Here is a 16282-nt window from a genome sequence, read left to right on the forward strand (position 1 = left end):
GTCAGAGGTTCTGGAGGAAGGGGTTGCTCATGCGCTCGTGAGCCATGGTGGTGCCGGGGCCGTGGCCGGGCAGCACCAGTGCGGTGTCGGGCAGCGGCAGGACGACGTCCTTCAGCGACCGCTGCATCGACTCGTGCGAACCGCCCGGTAGGTCGGTGCGGCCGATGGAGCCCGCGAACAGCACGTCGCCGGACAGCACGGTCGAGGTCACCTCGACCTCGCCGGGAAGACCGTCCGGAGTCGTGTCGATGCCGAACATCACCGAACCCTCGGTATGGCCGGGGGCGTGGCTGACGGTGAAGTCGAGGCCGGCGAGCGTCAGCTTCTGTGCGTCGGCGATCTCGACGATGTGCTCGGGTTCCTTCCAACTGGCCTGTTGCCCGAACTGCTGCTCGAACATGTGCAGCAGGCCCGGATCGAGGCTCGACAGCGGGTCGGCGAGCCGGTAACGGTCGTCGTGGTGGATGTAGGCGCCGAGTTCGCCGCCGCAGACGGGCGTCACGGAGTACACGTGATCGACGTGTCCGTGGGTCAACAGCACGGCGGTCGGCTTCAGGTCGAGATCGGTCAGGACCTCGGTCAGCTGCGGCATCACCCCGATGCCCGGGTCGACGACGACGCACTCCTGTCTGCGGCCGGTGGCCAGCACATAACAGTTGGTTGCGAAGGCCTGGGCCGGGAAATAGACGGTCAGCACCGGCCAAGCCTATCGACGGCGTATCCAGGTCGTGACCTGCCGCCCGGGCACGCGCCGGACGGATGTCCCTAGACTGGCCGGCGACCGTGCCCTTCGGGGCAGTACAAGCCGCCAGGCTGCACCGACTGGGAGTCCTCACCCGTGCGACCCACATCGCGACCCACCGAGCGAGCAAGCACGCGCCGTCCGCACCGTCTGATCTCAGCCCTTGTGGCAGCCACCGTGATCGGCGGTTCGCTCGCCGGTTGCGCCGATGGTGACGACAGCCCGCAGAACACCACGTCCGCCGGATCGTCGGCGACCTCGGCCGGCGAGGGTGGTGCAGGTGGCGCGGCCTGCACGCCGGCGACGAGCAAAGAGGGCCTGAAGCTGCCGGCCAAGGAGTGCGCGCAGGGCAAGACCTTCGACGCCAGCATGGAGACCGACCAGGGCACGGTGAAGTTCGAGCTGTACGGCGACAAGGCACCGCAGACGGTTGCGTCGTTCATCCAGCTCTCGGGCGCCTACTACGCCGACACTTCGTGCCACCGTCTCGTGCCCGACTTCGTGCTGCAGTGCGGTGACCCCACCGGCACGGGTCAGGGCGGGCCGGGCTACACCTACGGCCTGGAGAACGCACCCGCCGACGACCAGTACCCGCGCGGCACCCTTGCGATGGCGCGCCAGGCAAACAAGGGCGACAGCAACGGCGGTCAGTTCTTCGTCACCCTGAAGGACGTGCCGATCCCGTCCGACAGCGCCGGCGGCTACACCATCTTCGGCAAGGTGGTCAGCGGCATGGACGTCGTCGACAAGGTGGCTGCCGGCGGCGTCGGTGCCGACGGCACCGCACCCAAGACCCCTGTCACGATCAAGAAGATCACCGTCACTGAGAAGAAGGCCTGACGATGTCGACCGACGCACCGAAGCCGACGCCCCGCCCCGGCGTCCCCACGCCCGCTGCGATCAAGCCGCACGCCCCGGCCGCAGCGCCCGCTGCCACCCCGGTGGCCGCGTCCAGCAACTCCGTGACGTTCGGCCGGGTCGCCGACGACGGCACCGTGTTCGTCCGCACCCCGGACGGTGAGAAGGAGGTCGGGTCCTACCCCGACGCCACCCACGAGGAGGCGCTCGCCTACTTCGCCCGCAAGTACGACGAGTTGGCGGCATCCGCGAACCTGCTGCTGCAGCGCGTGGTGCAGACCGACCTGTCCACCCAGGACGGCCAGGCGGCGCTGAAGTCCCTGCGCGAGCAGGTCTTGCAGGCGAACGTCGTCGGTGACCTGCCCGCACTCGACAACACCGTCGAGCAGATCGCGACCGCCCTCGCAGCCAAGGCCGAGGTCGAGTCGAAGGCTCGCGCCGAGGCCAAGAAGGAGTCGGCCGCCAAGCGCGAGGAGCTTGTCGCCGAGGCCGAGAAGATCGCGTCCCAGCCGGTCGAGAAGGTGCAGTGGAAGCAGTCCACCGCTCGAATGCGCGAACTGTTGGACGAGTGGAAGACGTTGCAGCACAGCCAGGTTCGGCTCGACAAGGAGACCGAGCACTCCCTGTGGACGCGATTCAGCGCCGCCCGGAACGGCTTCGACAAGACCCGACGCACCCATTTCGCCAAGCTCGACGAGGAGCACTCTTCCGCCAAGGCCACCAAGCAGAAGTTGGTCGAGGAAGCCGAGAAGCTGTCCGAGAGCACCGAGTGGGGTCCGACCGCAGGTGCGTTCAAGCGGTTGATGAGCGAATGGAAGCGCGCCGGTCGCGCCTCCCGTGCCGACGACGACGCACTGTGGGCGAAGTTCAAGGCAGCTCAGGACGCGTTCTTCAACGCCAAGGACGAGGTGGCCGCCGCTGAGAACGTCGAGTTCGAGGCCAACCTGAAGGTGAAGGAGGAACTCCTCACCCAGGCGCAGGCGCTTGTGCCGATCAAGGACCTGGAGAAGGCCAAGAAGGATCTGCACGCGATCCAGGACAAGTGGGACGCCGCCGGCAAGGTGCCGCGTAAGGACATCGAGCGGATGGAGCGCGGCATGCGCAAGGTCGAGCAGACCATCCGCGAGGCTGAGAACAAGCAGTGGAAGAAGACCGACCCCGAACTCGCTGCGCGCGCCGGATCGTTCGCGCAGCAGCTGCAGCGGGCGGTCAGTGACCTGCAGGACGAGATCACCGCGGCCGAGGCCAAGGGTGATGACAAGAAGGCCGCGAAGCTGCGCGAGGAGCTCAAGACCAAGCAAACCTGGCTCGACCAGGCGATGGGCGGACTGAAGGAGTTCGGCAGCTGATGCTGGATGCCGCGGACGGACTGATCGAGTACCTGGGCACGAGCCCGTCGCCGTTCCATGCGTGCGAGACGTCAGCTCGCATGCTGGAGGACGCGGGTTTCGTCCGGCTGCTGGAGACGGACGCCTGGCCGAGCGAACCCGGGCGCTACTACCTCGTCCGCGGCGGCACGCTGGCAGCGTGGAGCACCGAGCACGCCGACGGCGCCACGACACCGTTCCGCATCGTCGGGGCGCACACCGACTCCCCCAACTTCCGGATCAAGCCGCAGCCCGACCATCGGAGCATCGGCTACGCACAGTTGGGGGTCGAGCCGTACGGCGGCATCATCCTGAACAGCTGGCTGGACCGCGACCTCGGCCTCTCGGGGCGGGTCACTGTTCGCGAGAACGGCTCTGTCGCAGCGAAACTGCTACGGGTCGACGAACCGCTGCTGCGTATCTCGCGACTTGCGATCCACCTCGACCGCAGCGCCGCGGAGGGTGAGGTCTTCAACAAGCAGTTCCAGATCGCACCGCACTGGGCCCTGGGTGACGCACCCTCGTTCCGCGGATTCCTTGCTGCCCGGCTCGGGGTCGACGGGGCCGACGTCCTGGCATGGGATGTGATGACGCACGACATCCAACCGGCCGCCCGCACGGGGCTGAACGGTGAGTTCGTGGCCGGCGCGCGGATGGACAACCTCGCGACGTCCTACGCGGGCACCCGGGCGCTGATCCGCGCGGTCGAGGACGGCCCGGCCGACCCGACCGTCCAGGTGCTGGTGCTCTTCGACCACGAGGAGATCGGGTCGATGACCGAGCGTGGCGCCTTCTCGGTGCTGCTGCCGACCGTGCTCGAACGGATCGTCTCCGGGCTGGGTGGCGGACGGGACGACTACCACCGTGCGCTTGCCGGCACGGTGATCGCGTCCGGCGACATGGCGCACGCCACGCACCCCAACTACGCCGACCGGCACGAGCCCGACCACCGCATCGCGCTGAACGGCGGTCCGGTGCTGAAGGTCAACACCAACGGCCGTTACGCCACCGACAGCGTCGGTGCCGGGTCGTTCGCGCTCGCCTGTGAGCAGGCCGGCGTGCCGATGCAGTCCTTCGTCATGCGTTCGGATCTGCCGTGCGGCTCGACCGTCGGACCGATGACCTCGGCGCTCACCGGTGCGACCACCGTCGATTTCGGTGCGCCGACCCTGTCGATGCACTCGGTGCGCGAACTCGTCGGCGCCGCCGACCAGGGCATGTACGCCGACGCGTTGACCGCGTTCCTCGCACCCGCCTGAGCAGGTTCGGTTCTACTCGCCGAGGACGGTGCGCTGGATCAAGTTGCCGTACTCGCGAACTCCGTTGCCGTTCGGGTGAACTCCGTCGACGAACCAGTCGTCGTGCGGGTTGGCCAGGGAGTACCAGTCAGCCACCTTCACTCGCGGTGAGCGAGCGGCGACCGAGCGCAACTGCTTGACCACCTCGTTCTGCCAGAACCGAGGCACGCGAGGAAGCCCGAGTACCACGACGCTGTGCGTCGGGATCTTCGCGATGGCGGCGGCCAGCGCGACCTCGTCGATGACACCGTTGTTGCCGACATGGATGAGGACGATGTCCGTGGTCAGGGACGGCGCCAACCGGTCGAGTTCGGACACAGCGACGAACCCCTGCTCACCTTCCTTGGCGTGCAGGGTCGCCGTCTTGAACCGCCGGTGCAACCCGTTGGCGGCACCGATCGCGAACGAGTCACCGAACACGGTCATGGTCATGTCCGATGTGCGACCGTCGAAGGACGGAGTCGGTGAACTGCTGGTTGACGACGTCGGCGATGCGGTCAGGGACGGCGCCGAAGTGGCGGAACCGGTCGGTCGGTCGCTCGTTGCTGACGGCGCCGCAGACGGGACGGCGAACGACGGCGGAGCAGGCTCCTCGACAGCCGCGGTGACGGCAGCTTTCGCCGTGGTCTTCGGCTGCGGGCTCATCGCGGCGACGGCACCGGTCGATGCGAAGACCGCGACGAGCGTGCACACCAGCGCCGGACGCGCGATACGTCCGATCGAGTGCGAACGCAGTGACCGCCATGCACCGCGCAGCCCCAGCCGTCGGACGGGTTGCTCGACCAGTTGATACGACAACTCCGACAGCACGAACGTCAGTCCGAGCTTGAGGGCGATGTTCGCCGTGCCGGTCAGCGGGACGTCGAGTTCGGGACGGGTGAAGACGAAGACCGGCCAGTGCCACAGGTAGAGGCCGTAGGACCGGCGTCCGATCGCAGCGAGGGGTTCGAGGTCGAGCACTCGGCCCAGCACACCGGGACGAGTGGCAGCCGCGACGAGAACGGCCGTGAGCAGAGCGAGAGCCGCGAAACCCCAGCGGTACAACGCAACCGACCATGAGTGCACCGCCCACAGCGACCACAGCAGGGCACCGAGCGCCACGACTCCGACAAGCGTCGACCGAACGGTGGCCGGGCGGAGCGCGGGTCCGCCGAAGCCGGCGCCGCCGCGCCATACCGCAAGCGCCGCGCCGACCAGCAGACCGGCGCTGTGGGAGTCGGTGCCGAAGTAGAAACGGGAGGCGTCTGCTCCCAGCGGCGCGCCCGAACGCCAGGTGCCCACGCCCATCACGAGCATCGACGCGGCCGCGCCGAGTACGCAGACCGTGAGCATCGCGAACCTGCGCGCATGCGGACGACGGAACACGAACACGATGAGCGCGACCACCAACGGCCAGACGACGTAGAACTGCTCCTCCACCGCCAGCGACCACAGGTGCTGCAGGGCCGGCGGTCGACCGAACGCCTCGAAATAGGAGCGTTCGTGCAGCACGTACCACCAGTTGGAGGTGTACGTCGCGGCCGCACCGAGGTCGCCGAGGTAGCTGGTGAGCTGATCGCGTCCGGCGGCGAGCTGCGCGAGCGTGGTGGCGAGCAGGACGACGACCAGTGCCGGGATCAGCCGGCGTGCACGAGCCGCCCAGAACCGACGCAGATCGACTCCGCCGCCCGGAGCAGATGCGCGGGCCCACAATTGCGAGGTGATCAGGTAGCCGCTGATCACGAAGAAGATGTCGACTCCGAGGAATCCGCCTGCGGCCCAGGGCAGTTCGAGGTGGTAGAGGATGACGGCGACGACTGCTATCGCTCGCAGTCCGTCCAGTCCCCCGACATGCTTACGCGCAGCCGGCGTTTGCTCGCCGGCGCGCACGCCCCCCTCGTCACGCATGGCCACCATGGTACTACACCCAGGGGTGGGTCGTCACGGGTGACGCGGCCGACGAGATCAAACCGTGATGGACGCCCGTTCAAGACGAGTCGGGGTCAGGAGGCGCCGACGCGCTGACCGGAGCCGGTGAGCCGGTATACGTCGAACACGCCGTCCACCTTGCGCACTGCCCGGATCACGTGGTCGAGGTAGCCGGCGTCGCCCATCTCGAAGGTGAACCGGGAGACGGCGACGCGATTGTTCGCGGTCGACAGGTTCGCCGACAGGATGTTGACGTGCTGTTCGGACAGCACCCGGGTCACGTCGGAGAGCAGGCCCTTGCGGTCGAGCGCCTCGACCTGCAACTGCACCATGAACACGCTCGCCGCGGACGGCGCCCACGCGACCTCGATCAGCCGATCCGGCTGGGACTTCAACTGGGCGGCGTTCGTGCAGTCGTCGCGGTGCACGGACACGCCATGACCGGTGGTCACGAAACCGAGAATGTCGTCGCCGGGCATCGGGGTGCAGCACCGGGCCAGCTTCACCCAGACGTCGTCGGTGCCCACGACCGTGACTCCCGGGTCGCCCGCACGCCGCCGCGTCTCGGCGCGGGTGATGATCGGAGCGCTCTCGGGAGTCTGCTGCGGCTCCGGCTCGTCCGGACCGACGGCCTCGCGCAGCAGCTTGGAGACGTGTTCGGCGGAGACGTGGTTGTCGCCGATCGCGGCGTACAGCGAGTCGACGTCCTGGTAGTGCAGACCGGTCGCGACCTTGGCCAGGACGTCGACATTGGTCAATCGCGCGATGCCCTGACCCTGTTTGCGCAGCGCCTTGGTCAGCTGGTCCTTGCCGGAGTCGATGGCTTCCTCGCGACGCTCGCGGGAGAACCACTGGCGGATCTTGCTTCGGGCGCGCGGGCTGGCGACGAAGCCCAGCCAGTCACGACTGGGCCCGGCGCCGTCGGCCTTGCTGGTGAGCACCTCGATGACATCGCCGTTCTCGACCGGCGACTCCAGCGGCGCGAGCCGTCCGTTGATCCGGGCCCCGATCGTGTGGTGACCGACCTCGGTGTGCACCGCGTAGGCGAAGTCGACGGGGGTCGACCCGACGGGTAGACCGACGACCTCACCCTTGGGCGTGAAGACGTAGACCTCCTGACTGCCGACGTCGAAGCGCAGGTTGTCGAGGAACTCATCGGGGTCGGCGGTCTCGCGCTGCCATTCCAGCAACTGGCGGAACCAGGCCATCTCATCGAGCTGCCCGCCGTCGGACGCCGCCGGGACCGGCGCAGCAGCCGACTTCGCATCGTCCTTGTACTTCCAGTGCGCCGCGACGCCGTACTCGGCCCGGTGGTGCATCGCGTGGGTGCGGATCTGAATCTCCACCGACTTGCCGTCGGGCCCGATGATCGTCGTGTGCAACGACTGGTACATGTTCATCTTCGGGGTCGCGATGTAGTCCTTGAACCGCCCCGGCACCGGGCTCCACCGGGTGTGCAGGGTGCCGAGCACCGCGTAGCAGTCGCGCACCGAGTCGACCAGTATGCGCACCGCGACCAGGTCGTAGATGTCCTTGAACTCCCGGCCGCGCACGATCATCTTCTGGTAGACCGAGTAGTAGTGCTTGGGCCGACTGGTGACCGTCGCGTCGATCCGCGCCGCCTTGAGGTCGGTACTGACCTGTTCGCGGAAACCCTGCAGATACTGCTCGCGCGCGGGGGCGGCGTCGGCCACCAACCGGGCGATCTCGTCGTACAGCTTGGGATGCAGCACCGCGAAGCAGAGGTCTTCCAACTCCCACTTGATGGTGTTCATGCCCAGGCGATGCGCGAGCGGAGCGTAGATCTCGAGCGTCTCGTTGGCCTTGCGGGTCGCCGACTCCACCGACACGTAGCGCCAGGTGCGCGCGTTGTGCAGCCGGTCGGCGAGTTTGATGACCAGCACCCGGATGTCCTTGGCCATCGCGACGACCATCTTGCGGACGGTCTCGGCCTGCGCCGCGTCGCCGTACTTCATCTTGTCGAGCTTGGTGACGCCGTCGACCAGGAGGGCGATCTCCTCGCCGAAGTCCTCGCGCAACTGGGTCAGCGAGTAGTCGGTGTCCTCGACGGTGTCGTGCAGCAGCGCGGCGGCGAGCACGGCCGGCTGCATGCCGAGTTCGGCCAGGATCGTGGTGACCGCGAGCGGGTGGGTGATGTACGGGTCGCCGGACTTGCGGGTCTGCCCGCGGTGGGCGTGTTCGGCCACGGCATACGCGCGTTCCAGCAGCGTGACATCGGCCTTGGGGTGAGAGGCACGGACGGTGCGCAGCAGCGGGCCGAGCACCTTGTGCTGCGGTGTGCGCGGGGCGCCCAGCCGCACCAGACGGGCCCTGACCCGCGACCCGGAACGCTCCTGCTCGACCATGAATTGATCTTAGTGCCGCAGCGCGGCAGAACTGACCGCCGTGCCGTCACACGGTCGCGACGACCGCGACCTCGTGACCCTCCAGCAGCCGGCGCCCCTCCAGGAACCCGACCTCGAGCAGGAACTCGATTCCGACGACCGCCGCGCCCGCCCGTTCCAGCAGCGAGACCGCAGCGGCGGCGGTGCCCCCGGTGGCCAGCACGTCGTCGACCAACAGCACGCGCTTGCCCTCGCACGCGTCGGCCGGGATCTCGATGGTGGCGGTGCCGTACTCCAGGTCGTACGTCTGGTCGATCGTCTCCCCCGGCAACTTGCCGGCCTTGCGCACCGGCAGGAAACCCACGCCCATCCGCTGGGCCAGCGCAGCGCCCACGACGAAGCCGCGAGCCTCGATGCCGGCGACCAGGTCGATCGTGCCCTCCCAGCCGGACGCCACCTCGCCGAGCACGAGAGCGAACGCGTCGGGGTCCGCGAACAGGGGGTTGAGGTCCTTGAACAACACGCCCGGCCGGGGGAAGTCGGGGATGTCGCGCACGCGCTCCAGGAGCACCTGCGAGGCGTTGCTCACGCGTCGTCCTTCGTGGCCCACGGGTGCACCTCACGCTTACGGGCGGTGCGTTCCTTGCGGGCGGCGACGAGTTCCTTCTCCCGCTCCGGGTCGACGACGCCGGACGAGGTCTCGGCGGTGCCTGCGTGGTCGGCTCCGGTCGCTTCCTGGTACTGCGCCGCGCGCCGGGCCAGTTCCTTGTTGGCGGGCTCACGGTTGCGCAGCGACACCAGCAGCGGAGTGGCGATGAAGATCGAGGAGTACGTGCCGACGGCGATGCCGATGAACAGCACCAGCGCGAGGTCGAGCAGGGTGCCCGGGCCGAGCATGGTGAATCCGACGACCAGCAACGCCAGGATCGGCAGCAACGCGACGACCGAGGTGTTGATCGAACGGACGAGCGTCTGGTTGACGGCGTAGTTGGCAGCCTGCGCGTAGGAACGCTTACCGGTGGCGTGCGCCTCGTCGACGTTCTCACGCACCTTGTCGAACACGACGACGGTGTCGTAGATCGAGTAACCGAGGATCGTCAGGAAGCCGATCATCGTGGCCGGCGAGACCTCGAACCCGGACAGCGCGTAAATGCCGACGGTGAACGCGAGGTCGTGCATCAACGCGACCAGCGCGGCGACCGCCATCGCCCACGTGCGGAAGTAGATCGCGAGCACGACGGACACCAGCACCAGGAAGACGATCAACGCGATCAGGGCCTTGCGGGTGACGGTCTCACCCCAGGACGGTCCGATGTACGAACTGTCGATGGAGGTGGCCGGGACACCGAACTCCTCGGCCAGCGCGTTCGAGACCTTGTCGGTCGTCGCGGCCGAGTTGTCGCCGAGTTTCTTGGCCTGGATGCGCACCTGGTTGTCACCCAGTTTGGTGACGTTGAGCGAGTCGTTGGCACCGGTGGCGGAACTCACGGCGTCCTTGGCGCGCTCCTCGTAGTTGTCCATCTGGGTGACGCCCTGGACGCGAAGCTCCGAGCCGCCCTTGAACTCCAGGCCGAGGTTCAGACCCCGGCCGAGCAGGCCGGCGGCCGCGACGACGAGAAGGATCGCGGAGATGACGTACCAGGTCTTGCGGCGTCCGACGAAGTCGAATTGACGGCGTCCGGTGTAGAGGTCGTTACCGAACTGCGCGAAGCTCGCCATCAGAGCATTCCTCCTTCGGCCGCAGCGGCCTTGCGATCGGCGATCGTGACGCGTCCGCGCCCGGCATAGGTGGCTCCCTTGGCGCCCAGGCGCTCGGGGTCGAAGCCGGACCACTTGTGTCCGTCGCCGAAGAACTTGGTGCGGGCCAGCAGCGACAGCACCGGGTGGGTGAACATCACGACGACCAGCAGGTCGATCAGGGTCGTGACACCGAGGGTGAACGCGAACGCCTTCACGCTGGATTCGGACAACACGTACAGCACCGCGGCGGCGATGAAGTTCATCGCGTCGGAGATCAGGATCGTGCGGCGGGCACGGGCCCAACCCGTCTCGACGGCGGCACGCAACGGTCTTCCGGATCTGACTTCGTCCCTGACTCGTTCGAAGTAGACGATGAAGGAGTCGGCGGTGATACCGATCGCGACGATGAGGCCGGTGATGCCGGCCATGGTCAGACGGAAATTGTTCGCGTAGCCCAGGAAGGTGACCGCGCCGTAGGTGAGCAGACCGGCCACGATCAGCGAGGCCACGGTCACCAGGCCGAGCGCGCGGTACTGGAACAGCGAGTAGAGGACCACCAGGAGCAGACCGATCGCGCCGGCGATGAGTCCCTTCTGCAACTGGTCGGTGCCCAGCTGCGGGCTGATCTGGTCGGAGGTGAGTTCCTTGAAGCTGAACGGCAGCGCGCCGAACTTAAGTTGATCGGCGAGGGTCTTCGCGCTGTCGGAGGTGAAGCCTCCGCTGATCTCGGCGCGGCCGTCGACGATCGGGCCGTTCGTACCGGGAGCGGAGATGACGACCCCGTCGACGTTGATCGCGGAGCGGTTCTGGTCCTGCTGCAGGGAGGACAGACGACGGGTCATGTCGCCGAAGGCCTTCTTGCCCTCTTCGTTGAACTCCAGGTTGACCGCGACCTCACCGGTGGCGATGCCCTGCTGGTTGGTGCGCTGGCCGAAGGAAGCGTCGGTGATGGTGGAACCGTCCACCTCGACCGGACCCATCAGCAGAACCTCGTTGCCGTCCTTGGCACACGCGACGGAGGGCTCGTCCTCGGGCGCCTGCGCGGAGATCTCACGGAACTTCGCCGCGGTGGGGCCCTTCTTCGGGTCGGTGTTGCGGCAGCTGAACTGCGACATCAACTGCTGGTAAGTAGTGCCCTTCTTGGCCAGCCCGTTGGTCACCCAGATGTCGGCGACCGGCTTGGCGCCCCACTGCGGGTCGCTGGGCGTGGCCGGAATACCGGCGTCTTCGGCACCGGGCAGCGTCGGCTGCGCGGGAACCGGGTCGGCCGGAGCAGCGGGCGTAGTCGCGGCGGTCTTCGACGTGGTCGCAGGCTTGGAGGTCGCAGGCTTGGAGGTCGCAGGAGTGCTCGGCGCCGGAGTGCTCGGTGCGGCCTTGGCGTACGCCTCGGGGAACGGAGCGTTCGCAGAGGTCGATGCTGCCGGTGCAGAGGTGCTCGGCTTGGCCGGAGCGCTCGTGCTCGGCTTGGCCGGAGCGGTCGAGGGCGAGCCGGACGGAGTCGAGGGCGCGCTGCTGGTCGACGGCTTCGCCGTTGCAGCGGCATCCGCCACCGGCGGGGTCGTGGCGATGACCGGACGGATCGTCAGCTTGGAGGACTGCGCGAGAGAGTCGAGGATCTCCTTGGACGGGTTGCCCGGGATCGCCACCACGATGCTGCGGTCACCCAGGGTGCTGACCTCCGCCTCGGCGACGCCCGTGCCGTCGACGCGCTGGCGGATGATGTTCACCGCCTGGTTCACCTGGCCCGAACTGACCTGCTGGCCGCGTCCGAGCACCGGCTCGAGGACGACCTGGCGGCCACCTTCGAGATCGAGGCCGAGCTTCGGGGTCCATTGTCCGGCCGGCTTGGCCCAGACGGTGGTCGCCGCGATGCCGCCGAAGAGCGCGGCGATGATCAAGAAGAGCAGGATCAGCGTGCGCTTCGGTTTGGAAGCCGGTGCACGACGAGCACGGGTTGCACGGGTTGCCACGAACTCAGGCCTTCTTGTCGTTGGATTCGGGGGTCGCCTCAATCACCATGCTGCGCGGCACGACCGCCCGGCGGTCGAAACGAAGTTGGACACCGTCGGCGACCTCGAGCGTTGCGGTCTGGTCGTCCATGGCGACCAGTCGGCCGTACAGGCCGGACGTGGTGGTGACTTCGTCGCCTACCGTGATCTGCGACTGCGCCTGCGCGAACTGCTTCTGCCGGCGACGGCTGAACCAGAACATCACGGCGAGCAGCGCCAGCGGCAGCAGCAACAAGACCATGCCGCCCGAGTTCTGAGTGCCGGTCTCGGCGACGAGTGCGTGCATGTGAGTGGTGCTCCCTGCGATCGATAGATGTGGCGACGGCCCGGACGGTTGTGCTTCGCCGGTGCGATCGGACGCGTACGCCGACGGGTGAGTCTAAGTCAGGTGTGCGGCTGCCCCAACTTCGGGTGTGAGGCGTGTCATGCCCGAGTTTGAGCAATACCCGGCGGATGGATCGGAATGTTCAGTCCGAGAAACGACCTTCACCCTCAGGCAACGACAACTGCGTCGCCCACGTTCCGGCATCCTTGGGCGGCGTCAGCCCGAGGTGCGCCCACGCCTGCGCCGTCGCGGCACGTCCGCGCGGCGTGCGCAACAGATATCCCTCACGCACCAGGTACGGCTCGGCGACCGTCTCGACGGTGTCGGGTTCCTCGCCGACGGCCACCGCGAGGGTCGTGAGCCCGACCGGTCCCCCGCCGAACCGCTTGCACAACGTCTCCAGGACGCCGCGGTCGAGCCGGTCAAGGCCCTTCTCGTCGACGTCGAACAGCTTCAACGCAGCCATGGCGGACGGTTGATCGACGACCTCGCTGCCATGGATCTGCGCATAGTCGCGCACCCGCCGCAGCAACCGGTTGGCGATACGGGGTGTGCCGCGGGAGCGTCCGGCGATCTCGGCGATGCCCTGCCGGGTGGCGTCGACCCCGAGCAGACCGGCACTGCGGTGCAGGATGGCCGCGAGATCCTCGGGTGTGTAGAAGTCCAGGTGTCCGGTGAAGCCGAAGCGGTCTCGCAACGGGGCCGGCAGCAGACCGGCCCGGGTGGTCGCACCGACCACCGTGAACGGCGGCAGTTCGAGCGGGATCGCCGTTGCGCCAGGGCCCTTGCCGACGATGACATCGACGCGGAAGTCCTCCATCGCCAGGTACAACATCTCCTCGGCCGCACGGGCCATACGGTGGATCTCGTCGAGGAAGAGCACCTCGCCCTCGGCCAGCGAGGACAGGATCGCCGCCAGGTCACCGGCGTGCTGGATGGCGGGGCCGCTGGTGATGCGGATCGGCTGCTCGAGTTCGGCGGCGATGATCATCGCCAGGCTGGTCTTGCCGAGGCCGGGCGGACCGGACAGCAGGACGTGGTCGGGCGTCGTGCCACGACGCTTCGCCGCCGCGAGCACGAGTCCGAGTTGCTCGCTGACCCGTGGCTGGCCGGGGAACTCCGCCAACCGCCTCGGACGCAGTGCCGCCTCGAAGTGGCGTTCATCGGGTGCAACGCCGGGGTCGACGATGCGGGCGCCGGCGTCGTAGGAGGAGTCGTCGTACTCGCTCATCGGCCCAGGCTACGAAGGGTCACTCGCAGCAGTTGCGAGACATCCGTGGGGGCGCCTTCGGCCTTGGTGACCTTGGCGACGGCGTCCTGCGCCTGTTTGGTGGACCAGCCGAGGCCGACGAGCGCATCGACGACCTGTTGTTGCGTCTCGTCGGCGGCAGGCACCTGCGGCTGCGGCAACGAGGAAGATCCGCCGCCGGTGAGGGCACCGACCTTGTCCTTGAGTTCCAGCACGATGCGCTCGGCGCCCTTCTTGCCGATACCGGGCACCTTCATCAGCGTGGGCACATCCCCACCGGCGATCGCCCCGCGTAGGGCATCCGGTGCGTGCACGGCGAGCATCGCCAGTGCGAGCCGGGGACCGACGCCGCTGACGGTCTGGACCAGTTCGAACAGCTTGCGTTCGGAGTCGTCGCCGAACCCGTACAACGTCAGGGAGTCCTCGCGCACGACCAGCGTGGTGAAGAAGGTCGCTTCGGTGCCGACGCGCGCTGACGCTGCATGCGCGGGCGCGGTGTGAACGAGCAGGCCCACTCCCCCGACCTCGACGACGACATTGTCGAGACCGGCACTCAACACGCTGCCGCGGATGGAAGAAATCATCGCGCGTACCTGTTTGACGCCCGGACCAACGGAGCCTCTTTCGGTCGTGAGTTTCGTTGTGCAGCAGCGGCGTTCGCAATGCGTGCCTGCGCACCCCCGCGCCAGACATGGCAGATCGCGAGAGCGAGTGCGTCCGCGGCGTCCGCCGGTTTGGGCGCGACCTCGAGCCGCAGGATACGGGTCACCATCGAAGTGACCTGGGCCTTGTCGGCCCGGCCGTTGCCGGTGACGGACGCCTTCACCTCACTGGGTGTGTGCATCACCAACGGCAACCCGCGACGTGCGGCGGCGAGCATCGGCACGGCGGACGCCTGCGCGGTGCCCATGATCCCTTTGATGTTCGCCTTGGCGAAGACCCGCTCGACCGCGACCACGTCCGGTTCGTAGTCGGACAACCACTGGTCGAGCTCGGTCTGCAGGGTGAGCAGTCGCTCGGCCGGGTCGTCGCCGACGGGCGTACGGATCACGCCGACGCCCACGAGCCGCACCGGTTGCCCGATGCCGCCGTCGACCACTCCGATGCCGCACCGGGTCAGCCCCGGGTCGACGCCGAGTACACGCACAGTCCACTCCTCGCACAAATGTTCGGTTCCAGGAACGTTAACCCGTACCGGCGGGGCGATTCACGCAGGCGCGCCGGACTGGGATGAGCCAGGTGCATCGACATCGAGCACGAGCGCCGCATGATCGGTGTGCCCCTCGATCCGCGGTGGCTGATCGAGGTCGCATCGCCGGACGACGAAGCCTTCGGTGACGAACGCGTGGTCGTATCGGCAGCCGAGTCCGGTGTGATCACGTCCGACGACATGACCGAGTACCCAGCCTGGCGGCAGACGGCCTCGATCAACCGTGCCCCTCGTCGCCGCCGATCTCGGTCAGCACCCACACGTCTTCTGCGCGCGGCCACAGCCAGTGCAGGAGCGCCTGCGCCTTCACGCGCGACGGATTGGAGAGATCAGGGTCAGCAGTCCGGGCACCGACCCATCATCGGGGAAGAAACGACCCGACCCGGCGGAGCGAGTCTGCCGGGTCGAGTTCGAGGTGGAACGGGATCAGTCCTCGGCGTCGAGTTCGGCGAGCACCTCGTCCGACACGTCACCGTTGGCGAACACGTTCTGCACGTCGTCGGAGTCCTCGAGCGCCTCGATGACGCGGAACATCTTCTTGGCGCCTTCCTTGTCGAGCGGCACCTCGACGGTCGGCAGCCAGGACGACTCGGCGGAGTCATAGTCGACACCGGCCGCTTGCAGCGCCTCACGCACGGCAACGAAATCGCTTGCCTCGGAGACGATCTCGAACGATTCGCCGTGGTCGTTGATCTCCTCGGCGCCGGCGTCGAGCACGATCTCGAGCAGGTCGTCCTCGGTGTTGTCGCCCTTCGGGACGATGACGACACCCTTGCGATGGAACTGGAAGGCGACCGAGCCGGAGTCGGCCATCGAGCCGCCGTTCTTCTGCAGCGCGGTGCGCACCTCAGCCACGGCGCGGTTCTTGTTGTCGGTCAGGCACTCGATGAGCAGCGCGACTCCGCCGGGTGCGTAACCCTCGTACATCAAGCTCATGTACTCGGCGGCGCCCGCCTCGGCGCCCGAACCACGCTTGACGGCGCGGTCGATGTTGTCATTGGGCACCGACGACTTCTTGGCCTTCTGGATGGCGTCGTACAGCGTGGGGTTACCGGCAGGGTCACCGCCGCCCTGACGCGCGGCCACCTCGATGTTCTTGATGAGCTTTGCGAAGAGCTTGCCCCGCTTGGCGTCGATCGCAGCCTTCTTGTGCTTGGTCGTCGCCCATTTGGAGTGACCGCTCATGTCTCCCTCTACACACTCGTACGTTCGCTTCGGCCCACAGGCCGTC

14 protein-coding genes are annotated in these 16282 nt (G+C 67.7%); 3 read left to right on the forward strand and 11 right to left on the reverse strand.

The features are described 5' to 3' along the window. Position 1: 1 nt before the first annotated feature. Positions 2-697: an MBL fold metallo-hydrolase gene (locus MF407_RS07670; protein WP_239701930.1), complete on the reverse strand. Its 696-nt coding sequence runs from the start codon at positions 695-697 to the stop codon at positions 2-4. Between the two features lie 210 nt (positions 698-907). Between MF407_RS07670 and MF407_RS07675 the strand changes: the two genes are divergently transcribed. Genes MF407_RS07675 through MF407_RS07685 form a run of 3 tightly spaced genes read left to right on the forward strand, consistent with a single transcriptional unit; the run spans position 908 to position 4226 of the window. Beyond that, complete coding sequence (locus MF407_RS07675; RefSeq protein ID WP_239701931.1) at positions 908-1582, forward strand: peptidylprolyl isomerase; 675 nt, start codon at positions 908-910, stop codon at positions 1580-1582. A gap of 2 nt (positions 1583-1584) precedes the next feature. Continuing rightward, a complete protein-coding gene (locus MF407_RS07680; RefSeq protein WP_239701932.1) occupies positions 1585-2949 on the forward strand; it encodes a DUF349 domain-containing protein in 1365 nt (454 codons plus the stop codon). Then, on the forward strand, positions 2949-4226 hold the full coding sequence (locus MF407_RS07685) for a M18 family aminopeptidase (protein WP_239701933.1): 1278 nt from the start codon (positions 2949-2951) through the stop codon (positions 4224-4226). Before MF407_RS07680 ends, MF407_RS07685 begins: the two co-directional genes overlap by 1 nt. Positions 4227-4238: 12 nt before the next feature. Here MF407_RS07685 and MF407_RS07690 read toward each other — a convergent pair whose 3' ends face one another. From MF407_RS07690 to MF407_RS07735, 10 genes are all read right to left on the reverse strand, one after another. Beyond that, entirely contained in the window at positions 4239-6152 is a 1914-nt protein-coding gene (locus MF407_RS07690) for an acyltransferase family protein (RefSeq protein WP_239701934.1), read from the reverse strand. Positions 6153-6247: 95 nt separating this feature from the next. After that, entirely contained in the window at positions 6248-8539 is a 2292-nt protein-coding gene (locus MF407_RS07695; RefSeq protein ID WP_239701935.1) for a bifunctional (p)ppGpp synthetase/guanosine-3',5'-bis(diphosphate) 3'-pyrophosphohydrolase, read from the reverse strand. Between the two features lie 46 nt (positions 8540-8585). Beyond that, positions 8586-9107 carry an adenine phosphoribosyltransferase gene (locus MF407_RS07700; protein WP_239701936.1) on the reverse strand — a complete coding sequence of 174 codons (522 nt, stop codon included), beginning with the start codon at positions 9105-9107 and terminating at the stop codon, positions 8586-8588. Continuing rightward, complete coding sequence (gene secF, locus MF407_RS07705) at positions 9104-10237, reverse strand: protein translocase subunit SecF (RefSeq protein WP_129623923.1); 1134 nt, start codon at positions 10235-10237, stop codon at positions 9104-9106. The genes MF407_RS07700 and secF overlap by 4 nt, the downstream gene beginning before the upstream one ends. Further along, entirely contained in the window at positions 10237-12228 is a 1992-nt protein-coding gene (gene secD / locus MF407_RS07710; RefSeq protein WP_129623924.1) for a protein translocase subunit SecD, read from the reverse strand. The genes secF and secD overlap by 1 nt, the downstream gene beginning before the upstream one ends. Positions 12229-12232: 4 nt before the next feature. Continuing rightward, a complete protein-coding gene (yajC, locus tag MF407_RS07715) occupies positions 12233-12553 on the reverse strand; it encodes a preprotein translocase subunit YajC (protein ID WP_129623925.1) in 321 nt (106 codons plus the stop codon). Positions 12554-12734: 181 nt separating this feature from the next. Beyond that, positions 12735-13823, reverse strand: a complete 1089-nt coding sequence (gene ruvB, locus MF407_RS07720; RefSeq protein ID WP_239701937.1) for a Holliday junction branch migration DNA helicase RuvB — start codon at positions 13821-13823, stop codon at positions 12735-12737. Then, a complete protein-coding gene (gene ruvA, locus MF407_RS07725; protein WP_239701938.1) occupies positions 13820-14425 on the reverse strand; it encodes a Holliday junction branch migration protein RuvA in 606 nt (201 codons plus the stop codon). The genes ruvB and ruvA overlap by 4 nt, the downstream gene beginning before the upstream one ends. After that, complete coding sequence (gene ruvC, locus MF407_RS07730) at positions 14422-14988, reverse strand: crossover junction endodeoxyribonuclease RuvC (RefSeq protein ID WP_129623928.1); 567 nt, start codon at positions 14986-14988, stop codon at positions 14422-14424. Before ruvC ends, ruvA begins: the two co-directional genes overlap by 4 nt. Before the next feature lie 489 nt (positions 14989-15477). Beyond that, a complete protein-coding gene (locus MF407_RS07735; protein WP_129623929.1) occupies positions 15478-16236 on the reverse strand; it encodes a YebC/PmpR family DNA-binding transcriptional regulator in 759 nt (252 codons plus the stop codon). Between the last annotated feature and the right edge of the window lie 46 nt (positions 16237-16282).

Source organism: Yimella sp. NH-Cas1 (assembly GCF_022359705.1).
Classification (GTDB): Bacteria; Actinomycetota; Actinomycetes; order Actinomycetales; family Dermatophilaceae; genus Yimella; species Yimella lutea.